Raw genomic sequence first — 18,207 nt, 5'->3', positions numbered from 1 at the left:
TCAGGCCCCGATATCCGCGAGACGTGCGACATCGCACAGCAATGCGCCTGCGCTGTCGAGCAAAGGCAGCGCGACCAGCGCGCCGCTGCCTTCGCCCAGCCGCATCTGCCATTCGAGCACCGGGGTGAGGCCGAGTTGCGTGAGCGCCGCTTGGTGGCCAGGCTCGGCTGAGAGATGGCCCGCGATCATCACCGCACGCGTGCCCGGGCAAAGCCGCTCGGCGATCAGCGCGGCGGCGGTGGTGACATAGCCGTCGAGCAGCACCGGCACGCCCTGCCGCGCGGCTTGCGCATAGAAGCCCGCCATCGCGACGATCTCGAACCCCGCGATCGCCGCCAGCGCAGCCTTGTCGGTGCGACCGTCCAGCCTTGCAACCGCAGCGGCGACAATATCGCGCTTGATGCCGCGCATGGCTGCATCCGCGCCTGCGCCGCTGCCGGTCGCAGTATCGGCATCGATCCCGGCGAGCGCGTGGGTGATGCAGGCCGCAGCGGTGGTGTTGCCGATCCCCATCTCACCCGCGATCAGCAGGCGATGGCCCGCATCGACCGCGTTTTTCGCCTCTGTCTCGCCCAGCGCCCAGGCGGCATCGAACTGGTCTTCAGTCATCGCCGGCCCGCTGCTGAGATCGGCGGTGCCCGGTGCGACGGGGTGAGCGTTGAAATGCTGCGGCCAGGGCTCGCGCGGTGGCTGTGCCATCCCGGCATCGACCACCCGCACATCGACGCCGTGCGCGGTGGCGAGCGCGGTGCTGCTCGCCTTGCCACTCAGGATCGTCTCGACCATCGCGGTGGTCACCGCCGAGGGCCAGGGGGTGACGCCCTGCGCCACCACGCCATGGTCGGCGGCGAACAGCACCAGACGGCGCGGGCGGGTGAGCGGGGTGAGCGCTCGGCTCGCCAGCGCCAGCTCGACCGCCAACGCCTCGAGCCGCCCCAGGCTGCCCACCGGCTTGGCGAGCGAATCGAGCCTGACCTGAATGTCGTCGCGGGTGATCATCAGCGCTCCAGCCGGGTGATTTCAGAAGGCAGCCGGTCCTGCCAGCCATGCCGGACCAGTTCGGGCGTCTCGCTCGCGCGCTCGGGATAGCCCAGGCACAGCAGCGCGATGAAGCGCCAATCTCCGGGCACGCCGAGCAGCGCGTTCATGCCCGCAGGGTCGATGATCGACACCCAGCCCAGGCCAATGCCGTGCGCGCGGGCCGCAAGCCACAAGGTGTGCACCGCGGTCACCACTGACCAGCACACAGTCTCGGGCATCGTCGCGCGGCCAAGCCCGTGGCCGGCCTCGCCCTGCTCGTCGCAGAACACCGCGACGATCTCGGGCGCCTCGCGCAGGCCGTGGAGTTTCAGGCCGTCGTACAGCGCCTTGCGCTCGGCGGAATAGCCCGCGCCCGCCGCGCGTTTTTGCGCATCGACCGTGTCCGCCAGCCTGGCGCGGCGCTCGGGCGAGACGATGCGGACGAAGCGCCAGGGCTGGGCATTGCCCACCGACGGGCCGTGACACGCGGTTTCGAGCAGGCTGCCAAGCAGGCCTTGCGGAAGCGCGCGAGTCTGGAAATGCCGCACATCGCGGCGCCAGGCGAGCAGGCTGTCGAGCTGGTCGCGGAAAGCGGCGTCGAACATCGGCTCAGTCATGGCCGATGCCCCGCAATCGCCAGCAGCCGATCGATATCGACATGCTGTTCCAGCCCCGCCGCCAGCGCATCGAGCGCCTGATCGACACGGTGCTCTTGCGCGACGCCATCGGACTCAGCGCCAAGCCGCGCCAGCCACGCGCCACGCTGCGCGGGGTGATCGAACAGCCGGTGGATATAGCAACCCGCGATCTGGCCGTCGGCGCTGATCACGCCGTCCTCCGCGCCATCGGCGAGCCGCAGCAGCGGTTGCACCGGGCCCAGCGCGCGGGTCTGGCCGACATGGATTTCATAACCCGCGAACGCCGCGCCGTCGCGCAGGCTGGTGCCCGTGACATCGACCACGCGCTTGTCGCCGGTGAGCCGGGTGGCGACCGGCAGATAGCCCAGTCCCGCCACGCTTCCGGGCACACCCTCTACGCCATCGGGGTCCTCGATGCTCTGTCCGAGCATCTGATAGCCGCCGCAGATGCCGAGCAGGCCGCCGCCGCGCCGCACATGCGCTGCGATGTCGATATCCCAGCCCTGCGCGCGCAGAAAGGCAAGGTCGGCGATGGTCGCCTTGGTCCCGGGCAGGATGACCAAAGCCGCATCGCCGGGGAGAGGCTGGCCCGGCGGGACCATCACCAGCTTTACGCCGGGCTCGTGCGCCAGCGGGTCGAAGTCGTCGAAATTGGCGATCCGTGACAGCATCGGCACCGCGATGGTGATCGCGCCCTCGCTGGTCGCCGCGGAATCGAGCACCACCGCGTCCTCGGCGGGCAGCTGCCGCGCGGCGGCGAGCCAGGGGATCACCCCCAGCCCGGGCCAGCCGGTGCGGCGTTCGATCTCGGTATAGCCATCGTCGAACAGCCGGACATCGCCGCGAAACTTGTTGATCAGGAAGCCGTGGATCATCGCGGCGTCGTCTGCGTCGATCACGGCCCTGGTCCCGACGATCGAGGCGATCACGCCGCCACGGTCGATATCGCCGACCAGCACCACTGGCACGTTCGCGGCGCGGGCAAAGCCCATATTGGCGATGTCGCCGGCGCGCAGGTTGATCTCGGCAGGGGAGCCTGCGCCTTCGACGATGACGATATCGGCGTCGGCCTTCAATCGATTCCAGGATTGCAGCACCGCATGCAGCAGTTCGCCCTTGCGGTGCTGGTAATCTGCCGCACCGAGCATGCCCACCACCTTGCCGTGCACCACCACCTGCGCGCCGGTATCGGACTGCGGCTTGATCAGCACCGGGTTCATGTCGATGCTCGGCTGCACGCGGCACGCCAGCGCCTGCAGCGCCTGCGCGCGGCCGATCTCGCCGCCTTGCGCTACCGCGGCGTTGTTCGACATGTTCTGCGGCTTGAACGGAAGCACCTTCAGTCCACGGTTTGCGAGCAACCGGCACAGGCCTGCGACCAGCACCGACTTGCCGACATCCGATCCGGTCCCCTGCAGCATCACAGCAGCCATGCGAGCACTCCCACGATCGCCCACAAGAGCACGCATGCCCGGCGATAGACCCATAGCGCGCGCTGCAGATCGCCGGCATCGGGCGCGGGGCCATCGCCCAGCCAGGCACGGTGCGCGGGCTCGCCGTCATAGCGTACCGGCCCGCCCAGCCTGCGTTCCAGTACGCCTGCCATCGCAGCCTCGGGCCAGCCGCCATTGGGCGAGGCGTGGTGGCCCGCATCGCGCACCATTGTGGCCCAGCCGCCCAGCCCGGCGAGGCACACGAGCACGCCCGAAATCCGCGCGGGGATGAAATTGACCAGATCGTCCGTCCGCGCTGCCGCCCAGCCGAAATGCAGATGCCGCGCGTCGCGGTGGCCGATCATCGAATCTGCGGTGTTGACCACCTTGCAGACCAGCAGCCCCGGCAACCCCGCGATCAGGAACCAGAAGGCGGGCGCGACGACGCCATCGCAGAAGCTCTCTGCCAGGCTCTCGGTGGCCGCGACCGCAATGCCGTTTTCATCGAGCGCCTGGGTGTCGCGTCCGACGATGCGTCCCACCGCCGCACGCGCTGCGTTCACATCGCCGCGCAGCAGCGGACCGGCGACCGCGCGGACGTGATCGTCGAGACTGCGCTGGGCGAGGCCGGTGGTCGCAAGCACGATCACCAGACCGATTGCAAGCCCGTCGCCCGCCCAGCGTTCGATCAGCCATCCAATCGCGCCGACCCCGCCTGCAACCAGCGCCAGCAGCGCCACACCCATCGCCCGGCGGCGCAGCGCGGTGCCCGTGTTCCATCTGCGGTCGAGCGCGGCGATGGCAGCGCCGATCCAGATCACCGGATGGCCGATCACCGCCAGCAGCCAGGCGGGATAGCCGATCGCGGCCTCGCCGATCAGCGCCAGCAGCAGCTGTTCGGGCCGCGCCAACATCAGGGCCGCGCCATAGGGGTGGTCACGATGAAGCGCACGCCGTCGGGGGTGGTGCCGATATGCGAGGATACGCCATAGGTTTCGGCAATCCGCTCGGGCGTCAGCACGTCGTCGGGCGCGCCTTGAGCGACGATGCGGCCATCGCACAGAAGCAGCACCTCGTCGGCCACCCGGATCGCATGGTTGAGGTCGTGCAGCACCACGATCACGCCTGCGCCGCCGCGTGCGACATCGCGCAGGCATTCGAGCGTGTCGAGCTGGTGCGCGGGATCGAGATTGGCGAGCGGTTCGTCCGCCAGCAGCCATTGCGGCTCACCCGCCAGCACCCGCGCGAGCAGCACGCGCGCGCGTTCGCCGCCCGACAGCGCGGTGACCGGGCGCGCAGCGAACTGGGTCACATCGGTCGCGGCCATGGCCAGCGCGATCGCTGCGCGGTCCGCCTCGGTCTCGCCCCAGCGCGCGCGGTGCGGGTAGCGGCCCAGCGCCACCAGGGTCGCGACATCGACATCCCAATGCACATCGCCACCCTGCGGCAGCAGCCCGATCTGCCGCGCCAGATCGCGCATGCCGAGCGTACTGCGCGGATGGCCGCCGACCAGCACCTGGCCAGTTTCGGGTGTGTGCAGTCCGGCAAGGCACGAGAGCAGGGTCGATTTGCCGGCGCCATTCGGCCCCAGAACTGCGGTGACCCGTCCGGGGGTAAAGCGCGCGCTCACCGCATCGAGCACCCGGCGTCCGCCGAGCTTCAATGTCAGGTTTTCAGCCGCCAGCACGCTCATGCCAGCCTCCGGCGCATGCGCAGCAGCAGGACCAGGAAGAACGGCCCGCCGAGCATCGACATCGCGATCCCCAGACGCAATTCGCTCACCGTCGGCACCGCGCGCACCAGGCTGTCGGCGAGCAACAGCAGCAATGCGCCCGCCAGCGCCGACGGCAGCAGCACCGCCGAGGGCCGGTGGCCGACGAACGGCCGCACCAGATGCGGCACGATCAGCCCGACAAAACCGATGATGCCTGCGGTCGCCACCGACGCGCCGACGCACAAGGCGACGCCGATCACGATCAGCAGCTGCAGCCGCAGCGGATCGACCCCCATCGAGCGCGCGGCGGATTCGCCCAAGGTCAGCGCATCGAGCGTACGCCCGGTGAACGCAAGCAGCACGCACCCCAGCGCCAGCAGCGGCAGCGCGAGCCAGACGTCGTCCCAGCTGCGATCGGTCAGCGCGCCCATCAGCCAGGTGACGATCTGCGAGGTCGCAAACGGGGTGGGGGCCAGGCTGATCGCCAGCGCGGTCATCGATCCCGCCACGCTCGAAAGGATCACGCCTGCCAGCGTGAACACGATGACGCTGCCCGAGCGCCCGACCAGCAAGGCAAGGATCGCCATGGTGATGCCTGCGCCGGTCAGCGAAAAGGCGGGCAGCAGCAGCGGGGACGCGGAATAGCCGAAATAGAGCGAGATCACCGCGCCCAGTGCCGCACCCGACGACACACCGAACAGCCCGGGATCGGCCAGCGGATTGCGCAGATAACCCTGCATCGCTGCACCCGACAGGCCCAAGGCTGCCCCAACCATCGCCGCCAGCAGGGTGCGCGGCAGGCGGAGCTCGGCGATGATCGGCCAGCGCGGATCGCCCGCAGTCCAGGCGTCGAGCGGGATCCACACCTTGCCCGCGATCAGCGACAGCGCGAAGGCCAGGGCAATGCCTGCGAGCAGCGCCAGATTGATCCGCAGCGACCGCGTCACAGCGTCCGCCGGATTTGGGCGAGGTGGCCCACCGCATCGATGATCGTCGGGCCGCCGCAATGCAGCAGCTTTTCAGGGTATCGGCGCACCGCGATCTGCTGTTTCAGACTGGCGAGCACCGGATGGCCCAGCATCCTGTCCGAACGGTCATGCGCGCCGACCGAGAGCAGCACCTGCGGCGGCTTTGCCACCATGTATTCGAGCGGCAGCACGTCCCATTGTTTGAGACCATAATCCGCGCTCAGGTTGCGAAAGCCGGTGACGCGCAGCAATTCGCTGGCGAGCGTGCCATCGCCCGGCACCAGACCGCCGCCCTGCCAGATCAATGCTCCGGGGGGGGCGGCGCTGCTTGCCGATGCCGCGCGCACCGCATCATCGATCCGCTCGACCAGCGCCTCGCCGCGCGCCGGCTGGCGGATGGCGGCGGCGATGGTGCGGACCTGCGCGCTGCTCTCGTCGATGCTCTCGGGGACGCCGATCTGGATCAGCGGAATGTTCATCCGGTGCAGCGCGGAAATGGTCGAGGGCGCGACATGGCTTCCGGCAATCACGATGTCGGGGGCCAATGCGACCACCTCCTCGGCGGTGCCCGACGTCGCAGCGAACCGCCGCGCCTGTTCGAGCGGGATCGACGTGGCGCGTTCGTCCTGCGAATAATGGCTGATCGCCGCGATCTGCGCGGGATCTGCCACCTGCATCAGCACCGCATCGACGCACGGGTTGATCGAGACGACGCGCGGCAGCGCCTCGCGCCCGGGCGCAGCGCGCTGCGCCGCACGGTCAGCCGCCTGCGACGAGCAACCCGCGACCGCAAGACCCAGGACCAAGGCGAGAGCGCGGATCAATACTCGACCCCCTTCTGCGCCTTGAACCCGGCCTTGAACGGGTGCTTCACCTCTTCAAATTCGGTGACCAGATCGGCGATTTCGATCAGCTCGGGCTTGGCGCTGCGTCCGGTGATGCAGACATGCTTGGTCAGCGGGCGCTCCTTGAGGAAGGCTATGATCTCGTCGATCGGCAGCGTGTCCTGCCGCAGCACGATATTGAGTTCGTCGAGGATGATGAAATCATATTCGGGATCGAGGATCAGTTCCTTCGAGCGCTCCCAGGCGGCGCGCGCCGCCTCGATGTCGCGGGCGCGGTCCTGCGTGTCCCAGGTAAAGCCCTCGCCCATCACCTCGAATGTCAGCAGATCGGGATTGGCCTGGAAGAAGTTCTTCTCGCCGGTCTCCCACGCGCCTTTGACATATTGCACGATGCCGACCTTCATCCCCCAGCCCAGCGAGCGGATCGCCATCCCGAAGGCAGAGGAGGACTTGCCCTTGCCGTTGCCGGTGTGGACGATCAGCAGCCCGCGCTCGAGCGTGCGCTTGGCCTGCATCCGCTCGCGCGCGGCCTGCACCTTCTTCATGCGGGCGTTGTGGCGGGCGAAATCCTCGGGCGTCTCGGTCATCCATTCCTCCATGTGGCGAGCGCGTCGCACAGTCTCGTCCAGTCGGTCTCATTGCCCGGCAAACCGATCCGCAGCCAGCCGGGCGCCTGGGCAAAGGGCCGGGTCAGCACGCCCGCCTGTGCCAGATGCATGAACAGGCCATCACGCTGCGGCGTGTTGATCAACACGAAAAACGCGGTACGGCCAACGATTTCGATGCCTTGGCCGGTCAGCACATCCGCCAGCCGCTGGGAAGCGTTCGCCAGTCGTGCGCGCTGCGTGTCCTGCCAAGCGGTATCGCGATAGGCGGCAAGCCCGGTGGCGAGCGCAGGGCCGGAGATCGGCCAGTCGCCGATCAGCGCGCTCAGGCGCTCTCCAATTTTGGGCGGGGCGATAACGAAGCCCAGTCGCAAACCAGCGAGGCCGAAGAACTTGCCAAACGAGCGCAGCACGATCAGCCCCGGCCAGGCGCAGCGGGCCAGGCTGTCATGCGCATCGGCATCGGCGAAAGCTTCATCGACGATCAAATGCCCGCCGCGCGCCGCAAGCAGCGAGGCAGCAACCTGTAATTGCGTGCGATCAGCGATCACCGCGTCTGGGTTGTTGGGTCTGGCCAGCACCAGCACATCGTGCGTCTGTGCCATAGCAAGCACGGAGTCGGAATTGCAGAGTGTTACCGCTTGAGCGCCCCACATCGATTCATGGCCCGAATAGCCTGGGCGCACGATAGCAGGCTGCAGCGGCAATGTCCTGTCATCCAGCAGCACACCGAGCAGCCGCATCGCCAGATCGCTTCCCGGCACCGCGACGACGCGCGAAGGGTCCGCGTCGAAGCAGGCGGCTGCGGCTAACTCCAGCGCCTTCAATTGCGCAGGATCGGGCAGTCGCTCGGCCTGATCCCGCGCATTGCCGAGCGGATAGGCCCAAGGCGCAATCCCGGTCGAAAGGTCGGTCCAATCCGCAACCTGCGGAAAGGCTGCGCGCGCCAGATCGATCCGCCCGCCATGCCGGGCGAAATCGGCGACCAGATCGTCGGGGGCGCGCGCGTCCCTCATCAGTAGCGCAACCGCACGCCGGCATAGCCCGCGCGCCCCGGCGAGCCATAGCGGAACACCGTCTCGTAGCGCTCGTCGAACAGGTTCTCGACGCGGCCATAGATGTCGATCCGCTCGGTCAGCGGGAACGAGGCGCGCAGGTCCGCGAGCACATAGCCCTCGACCTTGCGGCTGTTGTTGGCGTTGTCGAAATTCGCGCCGACATGGGTTAGCGTCACCCCGGTCTCCAGCCCGAAGCCCCAGCGATAATCGATCAGCGCGGTCATGCTGTGCTGCGGACGGCGGACCAATTGACGCCCGAAATTGGCGTTGCCGGGCGAACGGTTGGTGGCATCGGTATAGGTATAGTTGGCCTGCAGCCGCAGCGCATCGACCGGCTGCATGGTCAGGCCGATCTCGACCCCTTCTGCGCGCGCCCGGGCGACATTGTCATAGGTCCCCGACGGCCGGTTGGCGCAGATGCTGGTGAGCGGCGCGACGCATGAGACGAAGATGATCAGGTCGCTCGAATTGCGCCGGAAATAGGTGGCGCTGGCCTGCAACCGGCCTTCGACCAGGCTCTGGGTGATACCGGCGTCCCAGCCCTTGGAGCGCTCGGGCTGCAGCTGCTGGTTGCCGAAATCGCTCTGCAGCTGGAACAGCGAGGGCGCCTTGAACCCCTCGGCATAGCTGGCGCGAAACGCGGTGTTGCCCTCGCCCGGCGCAAATACGCCGCTCGCGCCGAAGGTGGTCGCGCCGCCGAAGCGGTTGTGGTCGTCGTGCCGCACCCCGCCGGTCAGGGTGAGACCTGCTGCAGGAGTGGCGACGATCTGGCCATACAGGCTGTCGATCCGCGCGCGTCCCAGCGAGGGCGCGGCGCCGAAGCTGCTGCTGGAAAAGCGCGAGGTTTCGCGCTCGAGTCCTCCGGTCAGCTGCCAGCCTTCGGCGATGTCGAAGATGCCCTGATATTCGATCCGCTCGTTGCGGCCATGGCCGACAAAGGTCTCGGTCGCAGGGCCATCGAGCGCGATCGAGCGGCGGCGGGTGTCGGTATAGGCATAGCCCAGCCGGTTGCGAAACCGTCCGTCGAACAGCGCAGCGTTGATGCCGGTATAGCCGACGATTTCGCGGGTGCGCGATTCCTCGTTCACATCGGCAAAGGCGAAGGCGGGTGCGGGGAAGCCGTCGATGTTGACCCGGCCTTCGGAATACCAGCCGCGCGCATCGATCGAGATCGCATCGCTGAGCGCCAGGTTGAAATTGCCGTTGGCGCCGTAATTCTCATAGCCGTCCCGCTCGGTCCCGCCGCGCGCCTCGCTGAACGACGAAATGCCGTCGGTGCGGAAATAGCCCGCGCCCGCGCTCGCCGACAGGGGACCTGCCTTGCCCGAGATGTTGCCGACCAATTGGCCGGTCTCACGATAGCCATATTCGCCGCGCAGATTGACCGCGAGCTCTTCGGTCGGCTGGCGGGTGATCATGTTGATCACTCCGCCGATCGCCTGGCTGCCCCACAGCACCGAAGACGGGCCGCGCAGCACCTCGATCCGCTCGATGTTGCCGGTGAGCAGATGGCCGAAGTTGAAGCCGCCGCCGGGCGTGGAGGGATCGTTGAGCTTGACGCCATCGATCAATGCGGCGGTCTGGTCGCTCTCGGCGCCCCGGATGAACACCGATGTGGTCGCGCCGACGCCGCCGTTGCGGATGATGCTGACGCCGGGAAGGGTGCGCAGGATGTCGGCGACCGACTGGGTCTGGCGCCGTTCGATCTCTTCGGAATCGACCACGCTGATCGACTGGCCGACGCGTTCGACCGGCTGCGCGGTGCGGTTGGCGGTGACGACGACGATGGGTTCGCGCGGGTCGGCTGTGGCAAGATTGTCCTGCGCGATCGCAGGTGCGCAGACGCCGGCACAGAATGCGAGTGTGGAGGCGGTAGTTTTCAGAAATGATGTAGGCATGTGTATCCCCTGTCTAACAACAAGGGGTTGCACGCACCAATGGTACAGCTGAGCAATCGCCGGCCTATCACCCGCGCGCGCCACCCCGATCGATGTCGTCACGCGAGGATGAACCTCGATCACGCTGAACACCCCGTCCGCGCAAAGGACCGACTGCGTCAGGCAGGTCTCCTGGCTCCCGGGTCAACACGTCCGCCCCGCCTTCCCGGATGCGGATGCATCCAGTGGCATGATAGGGCGACCGCTCTCCGGTCACAGTTGCGGGGACAGCCGCGGATTACAGGGGTGGATACCTGCTTCCGCGTTCCCTATTAATCCCATCTCTGGGAACCTGTCGCGTCGCCGCATTATGGCGCGACTTTACGTTTTGCAAGGGAAATGGATCGATGCGGTGCTGACTTTCATCACCGGCGGGGCGCGTTCGGGCAAGAGCGCGCGCGCGCAGTGTCTGGCCGAAAGCCATGCCGGAGAGCTGGTCTATCTGGCGACCGCGCAGGCCTTTGACGAGGAAATGCGAGATCGGATCGCGCGGCACCAGGCGGACCGGGACGCTCGCTGGCGCACGGTCGAGTGCCCGGTAGACCTTCCCGAAGCCATCGCGCGCGAAACCGGCGAAGACCGCGTACTGCTGGTCGACTGCCTGACGCTGTGGACCAGCAACCTGCTGCTGGGCGAGCATGATTTCGCCGCCGCGTCCAAGCGGCTGATCGACACGCTGGCGCAGGCCCATTCGCCGGTCATACTGGTCAGCAACGAGGTCGGCATGGGCATCGTGCCCGACAATGCGCTCGCGCGGCAGTTTCGCGACATGGCGGGGCGGCTGAACCAGCAGGTTGCCGCCATCGCCGATCGCGCCGAACTGGTCGTGTCGGGGCTGAGCCTGACGCTCAAGCCCTGACCGGCCGGAGCGCTAGCGTGGCTTACCAGATCGTCGTCAGCCAGTAGAACACCGCGCCGACTGCGGCCGAGGCGGGGATGGTGATCAGCCAAGCGACGACCACCCGGCCCGCCACGCCCCAGCGCACCGCCGAGGCGCGGCGCGCCGCGCCCACGCCGACGACGCAGCCGGTGATGGTGTGCGTGGTCGAGACCGGAATGCCGAACGCGGTGGCGGCAAACAGCATCACCGATCCGCCCGACGAGGCGCAGAAGCCCTGCTGATGCGACAGCTTGGTGATCCGCGTGCCCATTGTCTCGATGATCTTCCAGCCCCCCGACAGCGTGCCCAGCGCGATCGCGATGTAGCAGCTCAGCACCACCCAGCCGGGGACCGCGAACTCGCCGTCGAGCATGCCCTGCGAATAGAGCAGCACGGTGATGATCCCCATCGTCTTTTGCGCATCATTGGCACCATGGCCCAGCGAATAGGCGGCGGAAGAGAGCAGGTGCAACTGCTTGAAGATGCCCTCGGCGCTCTTTGCGGTCGCGCGCATGAACGCCCAGGATGTCAGCACCACCAGCAGGATCGACAGGATCATGCCCATGGTTGGCGACAGGATGATCGCCGATGCGGTCTTGAGCACGCCCGACCACACGATGCCATCGAGCCCGGCACGCATCACGCCCGCGCCGATCAGCCCGCCGACCAGCGCATGGCTCGAGGAGGAGGGGATGCCCTTCCACCAGGTGACGACGTTCCAGAACATCGCCCCGACCAGCGCGCCGAAGATCACCTGCGGATTGACGATATCGACCTGGATGATGCCCTTGCCGACGGTCTCCGCCACCTTGAGCCCGAACACCCAATAGGCCGCGAAGTTGAAGAACGCGGCGAAAACCACCGCGTGCACCGGCTTGAGCAGCCGGGTCGACACCACCGTCGCGATCGAATTGGCGGCATCGTGCAGCCCGTTGAGAAAATCGAACGCCAGCGCGAGCGCGATCAGCGCGATCAGCAGCGGCATGGCAATGATCGTGGTTTCCATGGAGGTTGCGGGGCGCTCAGGCGTGGTCGATCACGAGACCGTCGATCTCGTTGGCGACATCCTCGAAGCGGTCGACCACGCGCTCGAGATGCGTGAACAGCTCGCGTTCGACGATGAAGCGCAGCGGGTTCGCTTCGCCATGCTGCTTGTAGAGCGCCTTCAGGCCGCGGGCGTGGATCTCGTCGGCATGGCCTTCCATGATCACCAGCCGTTCGGTCAGTTCGTGCAGCCGCCCGGCGTTGCGGTTGACCTGGCGCAGCAGCGGCAGCGCCTCGACGGTGATCCGCGCGCAATCGACGATGATCGCGGCCATGTCCTTCATTTCCTGCTTGAACTCGGTGAGCTCGTACAGATCGATCGCGCCTGCGGTCTTCTGCATCTCGTCGATGGCATCGTCCATCGATCCGATCAGGCTGGTGATCGCGCTGCGGTCGAACGGGGTGAGGAAGGTGCGGCGAACGGTCTGCAGCACCTCTCGGGTGATGAGGTCCGCCTCGTGCTCGCGCTCGGTCAGCTCCTGGATGTGATCGGCCATGCCCGGCCCGCCGCCCAGCAGCCGCGCGAGCGCGTTGGAGCCCGACAGCAACGTCAGCGCATGCGCCTCGAACAGCTCGAAGAAATTGCCCTGCTTGGGAAGCAGCGCCTGAACCCACTGAAATACGGCCATTTTCGGAGAGGCTTTCTGTGTGCCGAGAACAAATCCGCTTTTGGCGATGCGCCGGTCGGATTCGCTGGCGCGGAAGCGCCGGATGAGTTCGGCAAGCTCAGGCTCGTCGACCAGCTGTGCGGCTTCCTCGAGCGAGAACCACTGCCGCTGGCGCTGGTCCTGCTCTTCCCATTCGTCGAGCAGATCGGTCACCGAAAAGGGAAACACATCGACATCCACGTTCAGCGACGCGCCGTTCTTGCGCTTCTTGCGATAGCGATAGCTGCCAAGCGCGGTCGGGCAGGCCGCGCCCTTGACGCCTGCCTCTTCCTCGGCCTCGTGCGCGGCGGCGGCGTGCGGCAGCAGCCCGTCGATCATGTTGCCTTTGGGCAGCACCCAGCGCCGGGTCTCGCGCGAGGTGATCAGCAGGATGCTGACCGGTGCGGTGACATTGTCGCGGTCGGTGCGATAGGGCAGGGCGGCAATCTGGCGGATGGTGGTTCCCCTGGGCGGTCCGGGTGGGTGAAGGTCAGGTTCGGTGCGCCGGACCTTCTGCCGGCAAAACCCGTGCAGTGCCGCGCCGCCGCTGGGCAGCGCAGGCAAAGGTTCGGCAATGTCTCTCTTCCCCCGGTCCGGATACCTTATGCATCACGCCGCCACGGACGGATGGCGCGTAACAAAACGGTCACATAACTGTAATGTTGGCGTCTGCAAAGTGCTATTGCGACGGACCGCGCCGATGGGGCGCGCGCGGCAGATCGGCGGTCAGGGACGCGCCGGGGGGTGATATCGCTCGAACCGCCCCAGTGCTACGGATCCTGCCGAGATACCGGGCGGGCTTTCCGCAAGCTGGACGATGTCTCCTGCGCACAGTAGCGCGCCGGAGGTGCGGGTGATCAGGATCTGGTTGCGGTTGAGCAGGCTCGCGCCCCGACGCACGCGGTTGATCAGCAGTTTGCGCCCGCTCATCTGATAGACGATCCCTTCGCCCGCCAGGATGCGGGTGGAGCGCACGCGGTGGAGCGCGATGCACTGGGTGCCGGTTTCGCCGTCGCTCTCAGAAGCATATTCGACCGGCGGCACGAACCACATGTCCTTGTCGGCGGGGCCTGTGGCATCGGCCTTGCCTGCCAGCGCCAGCATCACTGCAAGTGCGCCGAGCTGCGTGCGCAGATAGGGCATGGGACCTGTCTCCTGCTCGCCCGGCGTTCAAGAAAAGGGCACCTTGAGGGCTGGAAGTGGTCGCGACCCGGCCCTCAAGGTGCAGCCGGTCGATGGGGGGCACCATGACCGGATAGAACCGGCCGGGGCTTGGCCGGTTCTGCCGCTAAGACGCCGCGCCGCCGCCACACCCGCATGGCTGTGCGAAAAAAAAGGCACACGGGGACAGATGGGGTGCGGGTTCTTGCGCGCGGCGGCGTCTGGGTGCATGGGCTGTGCCCGCATTCCTTCCGCTGCAGATGTGATTGCCGTATCCTATGTCCCGCCAAGGCCTCGAAGCCGTGCTGATCGCCGAACGCGAGCCGTTGCTGCGCTTCCTGCGCGCCCGCGGCGCGGGCGAAGCGGCAGAAGATGTGCTGCAGGAGCTGTGGCTGCGGCTGGCCAATCTGGATACCGGGCCGGTCGCCGATCCGCGCAGCTATCTGTTCCGCGCCGCCAACAACGTGATGCACGACCGCTATCGTTCGGCACAGCGCAGCCGCCAGCGCGATGCCGACTGGCTTGAGGTGCAGGGCGGCACCGGCGAGGCATCGGATGCGCCGCTTCCCGACCGCCAGCTGATCGCGCGCGCCATGCTTGATCAGGCAGAAGCCGTGCTGGCAGCAGAGGGTGCCCGCGTGCTGCAGGTCTTCCGCCTGTTCCGCATCGAGGGGGTCAGCCAGCGCCAGATCGGTCAGGATCTCGGGGTCAGCCTGAGCGCGGTGGAGAAGGATCTGCAAAAGGCGTATCGCGCGCTGATGGCCTGGCGGGAGACACTCGATGTGGATTGAGCGCAGCCGTGACGTCTTATGGCCAGGACAGACATGATGACAGACACTGGTGACCATATCCGCCTCGAGGCGATCGACTGGGCCATCGCGACCCAGCACCCGGATTTTTCCGATTGGGACGGCTTTGCCCGCTGGCTGGAAGCCGACCCGCGCCACACTCTTGCCTATGATCAGGCGCTGGCGGCGGCGGGGAGCGTGGCAGATCTGGCCGCTCAGGCTGCGCCCGCCATGCCTCGTGCGGCCAATGACGAAGAAGTCGGGCCGCGCCAAAAGACCGTGCGCCGCCGCTGGATGATCGGTGCGCTGGCGGCCAGCCTGCTCGCGGTGATCGCCATTCCGGCCTGGCAGATGCGCCCGCAGCCTTACACCGTCACCACCGCGATGGGCGAGACGCGGAGCATCGATCTGCCCGATGGCAGCATGATCGTGATCAACGGCGGTTCGCGGCTCGGGCTGGATCGCGGCAACCCGCGCTTTGCCCGGCTGGAGACCGGAGAAGCGCTGTTCGAGGTGCAGCACGACGCGCGCGACCCGTTTGTCGTCGAGGCGGGCGATGTCCGGCTGGTCGATGCCGGAACCGCTTTCAATGTCGTAAGGACCGGCAGCGATCTCGATGTCGCGGTCTCCGAGGGCGTGGTGATCGTCAATCCCGAGCGGGAAAATGTTCGCCTGCCCGCAGGACGCCGCGCGGTCATGGCAGGCGCAGGCGGCGGGATCATGCTGTCCGATATCGCGCCCGACCAGGTCGGCAGCTGGCGATCAGGGCGGCTGAGCTTTGCCGGCACCAGCCTGGCCGCCGTCGCCGCAGCATTGGAGCGGGGGCTGGGCACGCGCATCCTGGTTCACCCCTCTATCGCCGCGCGCCCGTTCAGCGGGGTGGTGCAGATCAGCGGCAGGGGCGCAGGCGCGGTGGCAGCGATCGCGCCGGTGCTGGGCACCCGCGCGGTGCGCCGGGCCGATGGCTGGGAGCTGGTGAGCGACGATGCGCTGCCTTAGCCTGACGATGCTCGCGCTGCCGCTGGCGGCGCTGGCATCGCCCGCGCAGGCCGAAGCGCCGGTGCGGATCGACATCGCGGCGGGCAGGCTGGACACCGCCATCATCGCCCTGGGGCGGCAGGCGGGAATCAGCATCGGCCTGACCGACCGGCAGATCGGCGCGCACCGGGTGCGCCGTTTGCGCGGCACCATGACCACGCGAGAGGCGCTCGACCGGCTGCTGCAGGCCAGCGATGCCCGCGCGGTGCGGCTGGCGGCCGATCACTGGCGCATCGTGCGCGCGCCGGTCACCGCGAGGCGCAGCGGCGCGCCGATCCGGCTCGCAATGGCCGTGCCCTCGTCCTTGCCCGAACCGATCCACGAAATCGTCGTCACCGCGCAGCGCCCACCGCCCGAGGCGCTGACTCGCGACACCTTTGGCTACATCCGGCTGGAGGGCGACTTTGCGCTGGGCGGGCAGGGCCGAGGGTCAGATGCGCTGGTCGAACGGCTGCCCACTCTGGGCTCCACCCAGCTTGGACCGGGGCGCAACCGGCTGTTCCTGCGCGCGATTTCGGATTCAAGCTTCAACGGCCCAACCCAGGCGGTGGTGGGCCAGTATCTGGGCTCGGCGCGGCTCAACTACAACGCGCCCGATCCGGACCTGAGGCTGGTCGACCTCGCCACGGTCGAGGTGCGGCAGGGGCCGCAGGGTACGCTTTATGGCGCGGGCACGCTGGGCGGGGTGATCCGGCTGCTCCCCAACCTCCCCGATTCGCGCGACTGGCAGGCAGCGCAGTCGCTCTCGCTCGCCGCCACGCAGAACGGCGATCCCTCGTTCGATGGCAGCGCGATGCTCAACATTCCCGTCGTCGAGGGGGCGGTGGGCCTGCGCGCGGTGGTCTATGGCGCGCGCGACGGCGGCTATATCGACGACCGCCTGCGCGGGCGCAACGATATCAACCGCGTCGATACCGTGGGCGGGCGCGTGCTGGCGCGGATCGAGCCGGGTGCGGGATGGACCATCGACATGATGGCCGCTGCGCAGGATATCGACGGGCGCGACAGCCAATATGCCGACCGGCTGGGCGATGGCCTCGACCGGGCAAGCCCGTTCGCGCAGCCCTTTCGCAGTCGCTTCCGGCTGGGCCAGCTGGCGGTGGGCAAGCAATGGGACAGCTTCGAGCTGCTCTCGACCACGACGCTGACCGGGCTGGACCTCACCGAAACCTTCGATGCCAGCGTCCCCGGCCAGACGCCCAGCCTGTTCCGCCAGCGGGGCGAGACGCGGCTGGTCACCAACGAGACCCGGCTGTCGGGCGAGACCGCGGGCGGGATCGGCTGGCTGGTCGGCACCAGCCTGCTCAGCAACCGCTATCGCATCCGTCGCGCGCGCGGCGAGGTGGCGCGCGCAGCGGCGATCACCGGAATCGAAAACGGGGTGGACGAAGCGACCGCCTATGCCGATCTCGCCATCCCCGCGACCGACCGGCTGTATCTCGATCTGGGCGGACGGCTCAGCCATATGCGGCTGTCGGGCGAAGCGCTGGATTCACCCTTCCTCTCGGTCGCCGCGCTGGCACGCAGCAATGCGCGGCGCACCCAGACCGCCTTCCTGCCTTCGGCGGGGCTGCGCTACCGTTTTTCGGACGGTTTCTCGGCGCACGCGCGCTATCAGGAGGGCTTTCGCCCCGGGGGCATAGGCGTGCGCGACCAGATGGTGCGGCGCTACCGCCCCGACACCGTCTCGGCGGTGGAGGCGGGCCTTGCGTTTTCTGCCGATTCGCTGAGCGGCGACGTGACGCTGGCCTATACCCGCTGGCGCAACATCCAGGCCGATCTGATCGATGCGGACGGGCTGCCGGCGACAGAAAACATCGGCAACGGGCGCATCGTCACGCTGGATGCGACGCTGGCCTGGCGCCCGGTGAGCGCGGTTTCGATCGAGGCCTCGGCGGTCTGGGCCGACAGCCGTCTGGTCACGCCAGCGGCGGGGATCTTCGTGCTGCCGTCCAACCGCGCGAACTTCGATTTTGCCTCGATCCCAGCAGGCGCGGTGGTGGCAGAGACGAACGACCTGCCCAACGTCGCGCGCTTTTCCGGGCGGCTGGCGGGCAGCTATCGCGCGTCGCTGGGCGCTGCGGGCGATCTCAGCATCAGCGGATCGCTGCGCTATGTCGGGCGGTCGCGGCTGGGCATCGGGCCGGTGCTGGGGGTGCAGCAGGGCGATGTGCTCGACACGGGCGTTTCGGCCAGCCTGGCGCGCGAGCGCAGCACCTTCTGGATCCAGGCGACCAACCTGTTCGATGCCCGCGGCAACCGCTTCGCGCTCGGATCGCCGTTCACCTTGCCCTGGGGCGAACAGACCACGCCGCTGCGCCCGCGCACCATCCGGATCGGCGCGGACTTCAGCTTCTGACAGAAATTATCCATATTTCTCAAAATTTTGCTCCGAATATGCGCAGCCTTTCGGTGAGTGCCATGCGGGTCT

17 protein-coding genes and 1 riboswitch are annotated in these 18,207 nt (G+C 67.7%); of the genes, 4 read left to right on the top strand and 13 right to left on the bottom strand.

Going from position 1 to position 18,207, the window contains the following annotated elements:
- From cobT to B5J99_RS03745, 10 genes are read right to left on the bottom strand one after another with little or no spacing between them, the layout of a single operon-like run.
- A complete protein-coding gene (gene cobT / locus B5J99_RS03790) occupies window positions 1-999 on the bottom strand; it encodes a nicotinate-nucleotide--dimethylbenzimidazole phosphoribosyltransferase (protein WP_117351520.1) in 999 nt (332 codons plus the stop codon).
- Complete coding sequence (bluB, locus tag B5J99_RS03785; protein ID WP_117351518.1) at window positions 999-1,637, bottom strand: 5,6-dimethylbenzimidazole synthase; 639 nt, start codon at window positions 1,635-1,637, stop codon at window positions 999-1,001. Before bluB ends, cobT begins: the two co-directional genes overlap by 1 nt.
- A complete protein-coding gene (locus B5J99_RS03780; protein ID WP_117351517.1) occupies window positions 1,634-3,091 on the bottom strand; it encodes a cobyric acid synthase in 1,458 nt (485 codons plus the stop codon). Before B5J99_RS03780 ends, bluB begins: the two co-directional genes overlap by 4 nt.
- Window positions 3,079-4,005 (bottom strand): adenosylcobinamide-phosphate synthase CbiB, encoded by a 927-nt coding sequence (gene cbiB / locus B5J99_RS03775; protein ID WP_117351516.1) that lies wholly within the window; start codon window positions 4,003-4,005, stop codon window positions 3,079-3,081. The genes B5J99_RS03780 and cbiB overlap by 13 nt, the downstream gene beginning before the upstream one ends.
- Window positions 4,005-4,784 (bottom strand): ABC transporter ATP-binding protein, encoded by a 780-nt coding sequence (locus tag B5J99_RS03770; protein WP_117351515.1) that lies wholly within the window; start codon window positions 4,782-4,784, stop codon window positions 4,005-4,007. Before B5J99_RS03770 ends, cbiB begins: the two co-directional genes overlap by 1 nt.
- Window positions 4,781-5,752: a FecCD family ABC transporter permease gene (locus tag B5J99_RS03765; protein WP_117351514.1), complete on the bottom strand. Its 972-nt coding sequence runs from the start codon at window positions 5,750-5,752 to the stop codon at window positions 4,781-4,783. The genes B5J99_RS03770 and B5J99_RS03765 overlap by 4 nt, the downstream gene beginning before the upstream one ends.
- The gene (locus B5J99_RS03760) at window positions 5,749-6,597 is read right to left on the bottom strand and encodes an ABC transporter substrate-binding protein (protein ID WP_117351513.1); all 849 of its coding nucleotides are present in this window, start codon (window positions 6,595-6,597) and stop codon (window positions 5,749-5,751) included. The genes B5J99_RS03765 and B5J99_RS03760 overlap by 4 nt, the downstream gene beginning before the upstream one ends.
- Window positions 6,594-7,205: a cob(I)yrinic acid a,c-diamide adenosyltransferase gene (cobO, locus tag B5J99_RS03755; RefSeq protein ID WP_117351512.1), complete on the bottom strand. Its 612-nt coding sequence runs from the start codon at window positions 7,203-7,205 to the stop codon at window positions 6,594-6,596. Before cobO ends, B5J99_RS03760 begins: the two co-directional genes overlap by 4 nt.
- The gene (locus tag B5J99_RS03750) at window positions 7,202-8,239 is read right to left on the bottom strand and encodes a threonine-phosphate decarboxylase (protein ID WP_117351511.1); all 1,038 of its coding nucleotides are present in this window, start codon (window positions 8,237-8,239) and stop codon (window positions 7,202-7,204) included. Before B5J99_RS03750 ends, cobO begins: the two co-directional genes overlap by 4 nt.
- Entirely contained in the window at window positions 8,239-10,179 is a 1,941-nt protein-coding gene (locus tag B5J99_RS03745) for a TonB-dependent receptor plug domain-containing protein (RefSeq protein ID WP_117351510.1), read from the bottom strand. Before B5J99_RS03745 ends, B5J99_RS03750 begins: the two co-directional genes overlap by 1 nt.
- Window positions 10,180-10,322: 143 nt before the next feature.
- Window positions 10,323-10,529, bottom strand: a riboswitch (cobalamin riboswitch).
- Here B5J99_RS03745 and cobU point away from each other — a divergent pair.
- Window positions 10,529-11,077, top strand: a complete 549-nt coding sequence (cobU, locus tag B5J99_RS03740) for a bifunctional adenosylcobinamide kinase/adenosylcobinamide-phosphate guanylyltransferase (RefSeq protein WP_162892442.1) — start codon at window positions 10,529-10,531, stop codon at window positions 11,075-11,077. (Overlaps the previous riboswitch by 1 nt.)
- A 22-nt stretch (window positions 11,078-11,099) precedes the next feature.
- Here the strand turns inward: cobU and B5J99_RS03735 are convergent, their stop codons facing one another.
- The 3 genes from B5J99_RS03735 to B5J99_RS03725 all read right to left on the bottom strand — a co-directional run bounded on the left by B5J99_RS03735 (window position 11,100) and on the right by B5J99_RS03725 (window position 13,932).
- Complete coding sequence (locus B5J99_RS03735) at window positions 11,100-12,104, bottom strand: inorganic phosphate transporter (protein WP_054135621.1); 1,005 nt, start codon at window positions 12,102-12,104, stop codon at window positions 11,100-11,102.
- Between the two features lie 16 nt (window positions 12,105-12,120).
- The gene (locus B5J99_RS03730) at window positions 12,121-13,245 is read right to left on the bottom strand and encodes a DUF47 family protein (RefSeq protein WP_117353344.1); all 1,125 of its coding nucleotides are present in this window, start codon (window positions 13,243-13,245) and stop codon (window positions 12,121-12,123) included.
- Between the two features lie 270 nt (window positions 13,246-13,515).
- Window positions 13,516-13,932, bottom strand: coding sequence for a hypothetical protein (locus B5J99_RS03725; RefSeq protein ID WP_117351509.1), 417 nt, complete (start codon window positions 13,930-13,932; stop codon window positions 13,516-13,518).
- A 296-nt stretch (window positions 13,933-14,228) separates the two neighbouring features.
- Here B5J99_RS03725 and B5J99_RS03720 point away from each other — a divergent pair, with 296 nt between their 5' ends.
- Genes B5J99_RS03720 through B5J99_RS03710 form a run of 3 tightly spaced genes read left to right on the top strand, consistent with a single transcriptional unit; the run spans window position 14,229 to window position 18,135 of the window.
- Window positions 14,229-14,741: an RNA polymerase sigma factor gene (locus B5J99_RS03720; protein WP_054135619.1), complete on the top strand. Its 513-nt coding sequence runs from the start codon at window positions 14,229-14,231 to the stop codon at window positions 14,739-14,741.
- Between the two features lie 36 nt (window positions 14,742-14,777).
- Window positions 14,778-15,737, top strand: a complete 960-nt coding sequence (locus tag B5J99_RS03715; protein ID WP_162892441.1) for a FecR family protein — start codon at window positions 14,778-14,780, stop codon at window positions 15,735-15,737.
- The gene (locus B5J99_RS03710) at window positions 15,724-18,135 is read left to right on the top strand and encodes a TonB-dependent receptor (RefSeq protein WP_117351507.1); all 2,412 of its coding nucleotides are present in this window, start codon (window positions 15,724-15,726) and stop codon (window positions 18,133-18,135) included. The genes B5J99_RS03715 and B5J99_RS03710 overlap by 14 nt, the downstream gene beginning before the upstream one ends.
- The last annotated feature ends 72 nt before the right edge of the window (window positions 18,136-18,207 follow it).

Origin of the sequence: Blastomonas fulva (assembly GCF_003431825.1) — a bacterium.
GTDB classification, from domain to species: domain Bacteria; phylum Pseudomonadota; class Alphaproteobacteria; order Sphingomonadales; family Sphingomonadaceae; genus Blastomonas; species Blastomonas fulva.
Note: the sequence above shows the minus strand (reverse complement) of the source record. Positions and strands in the feature narration are given on the sequence as shown.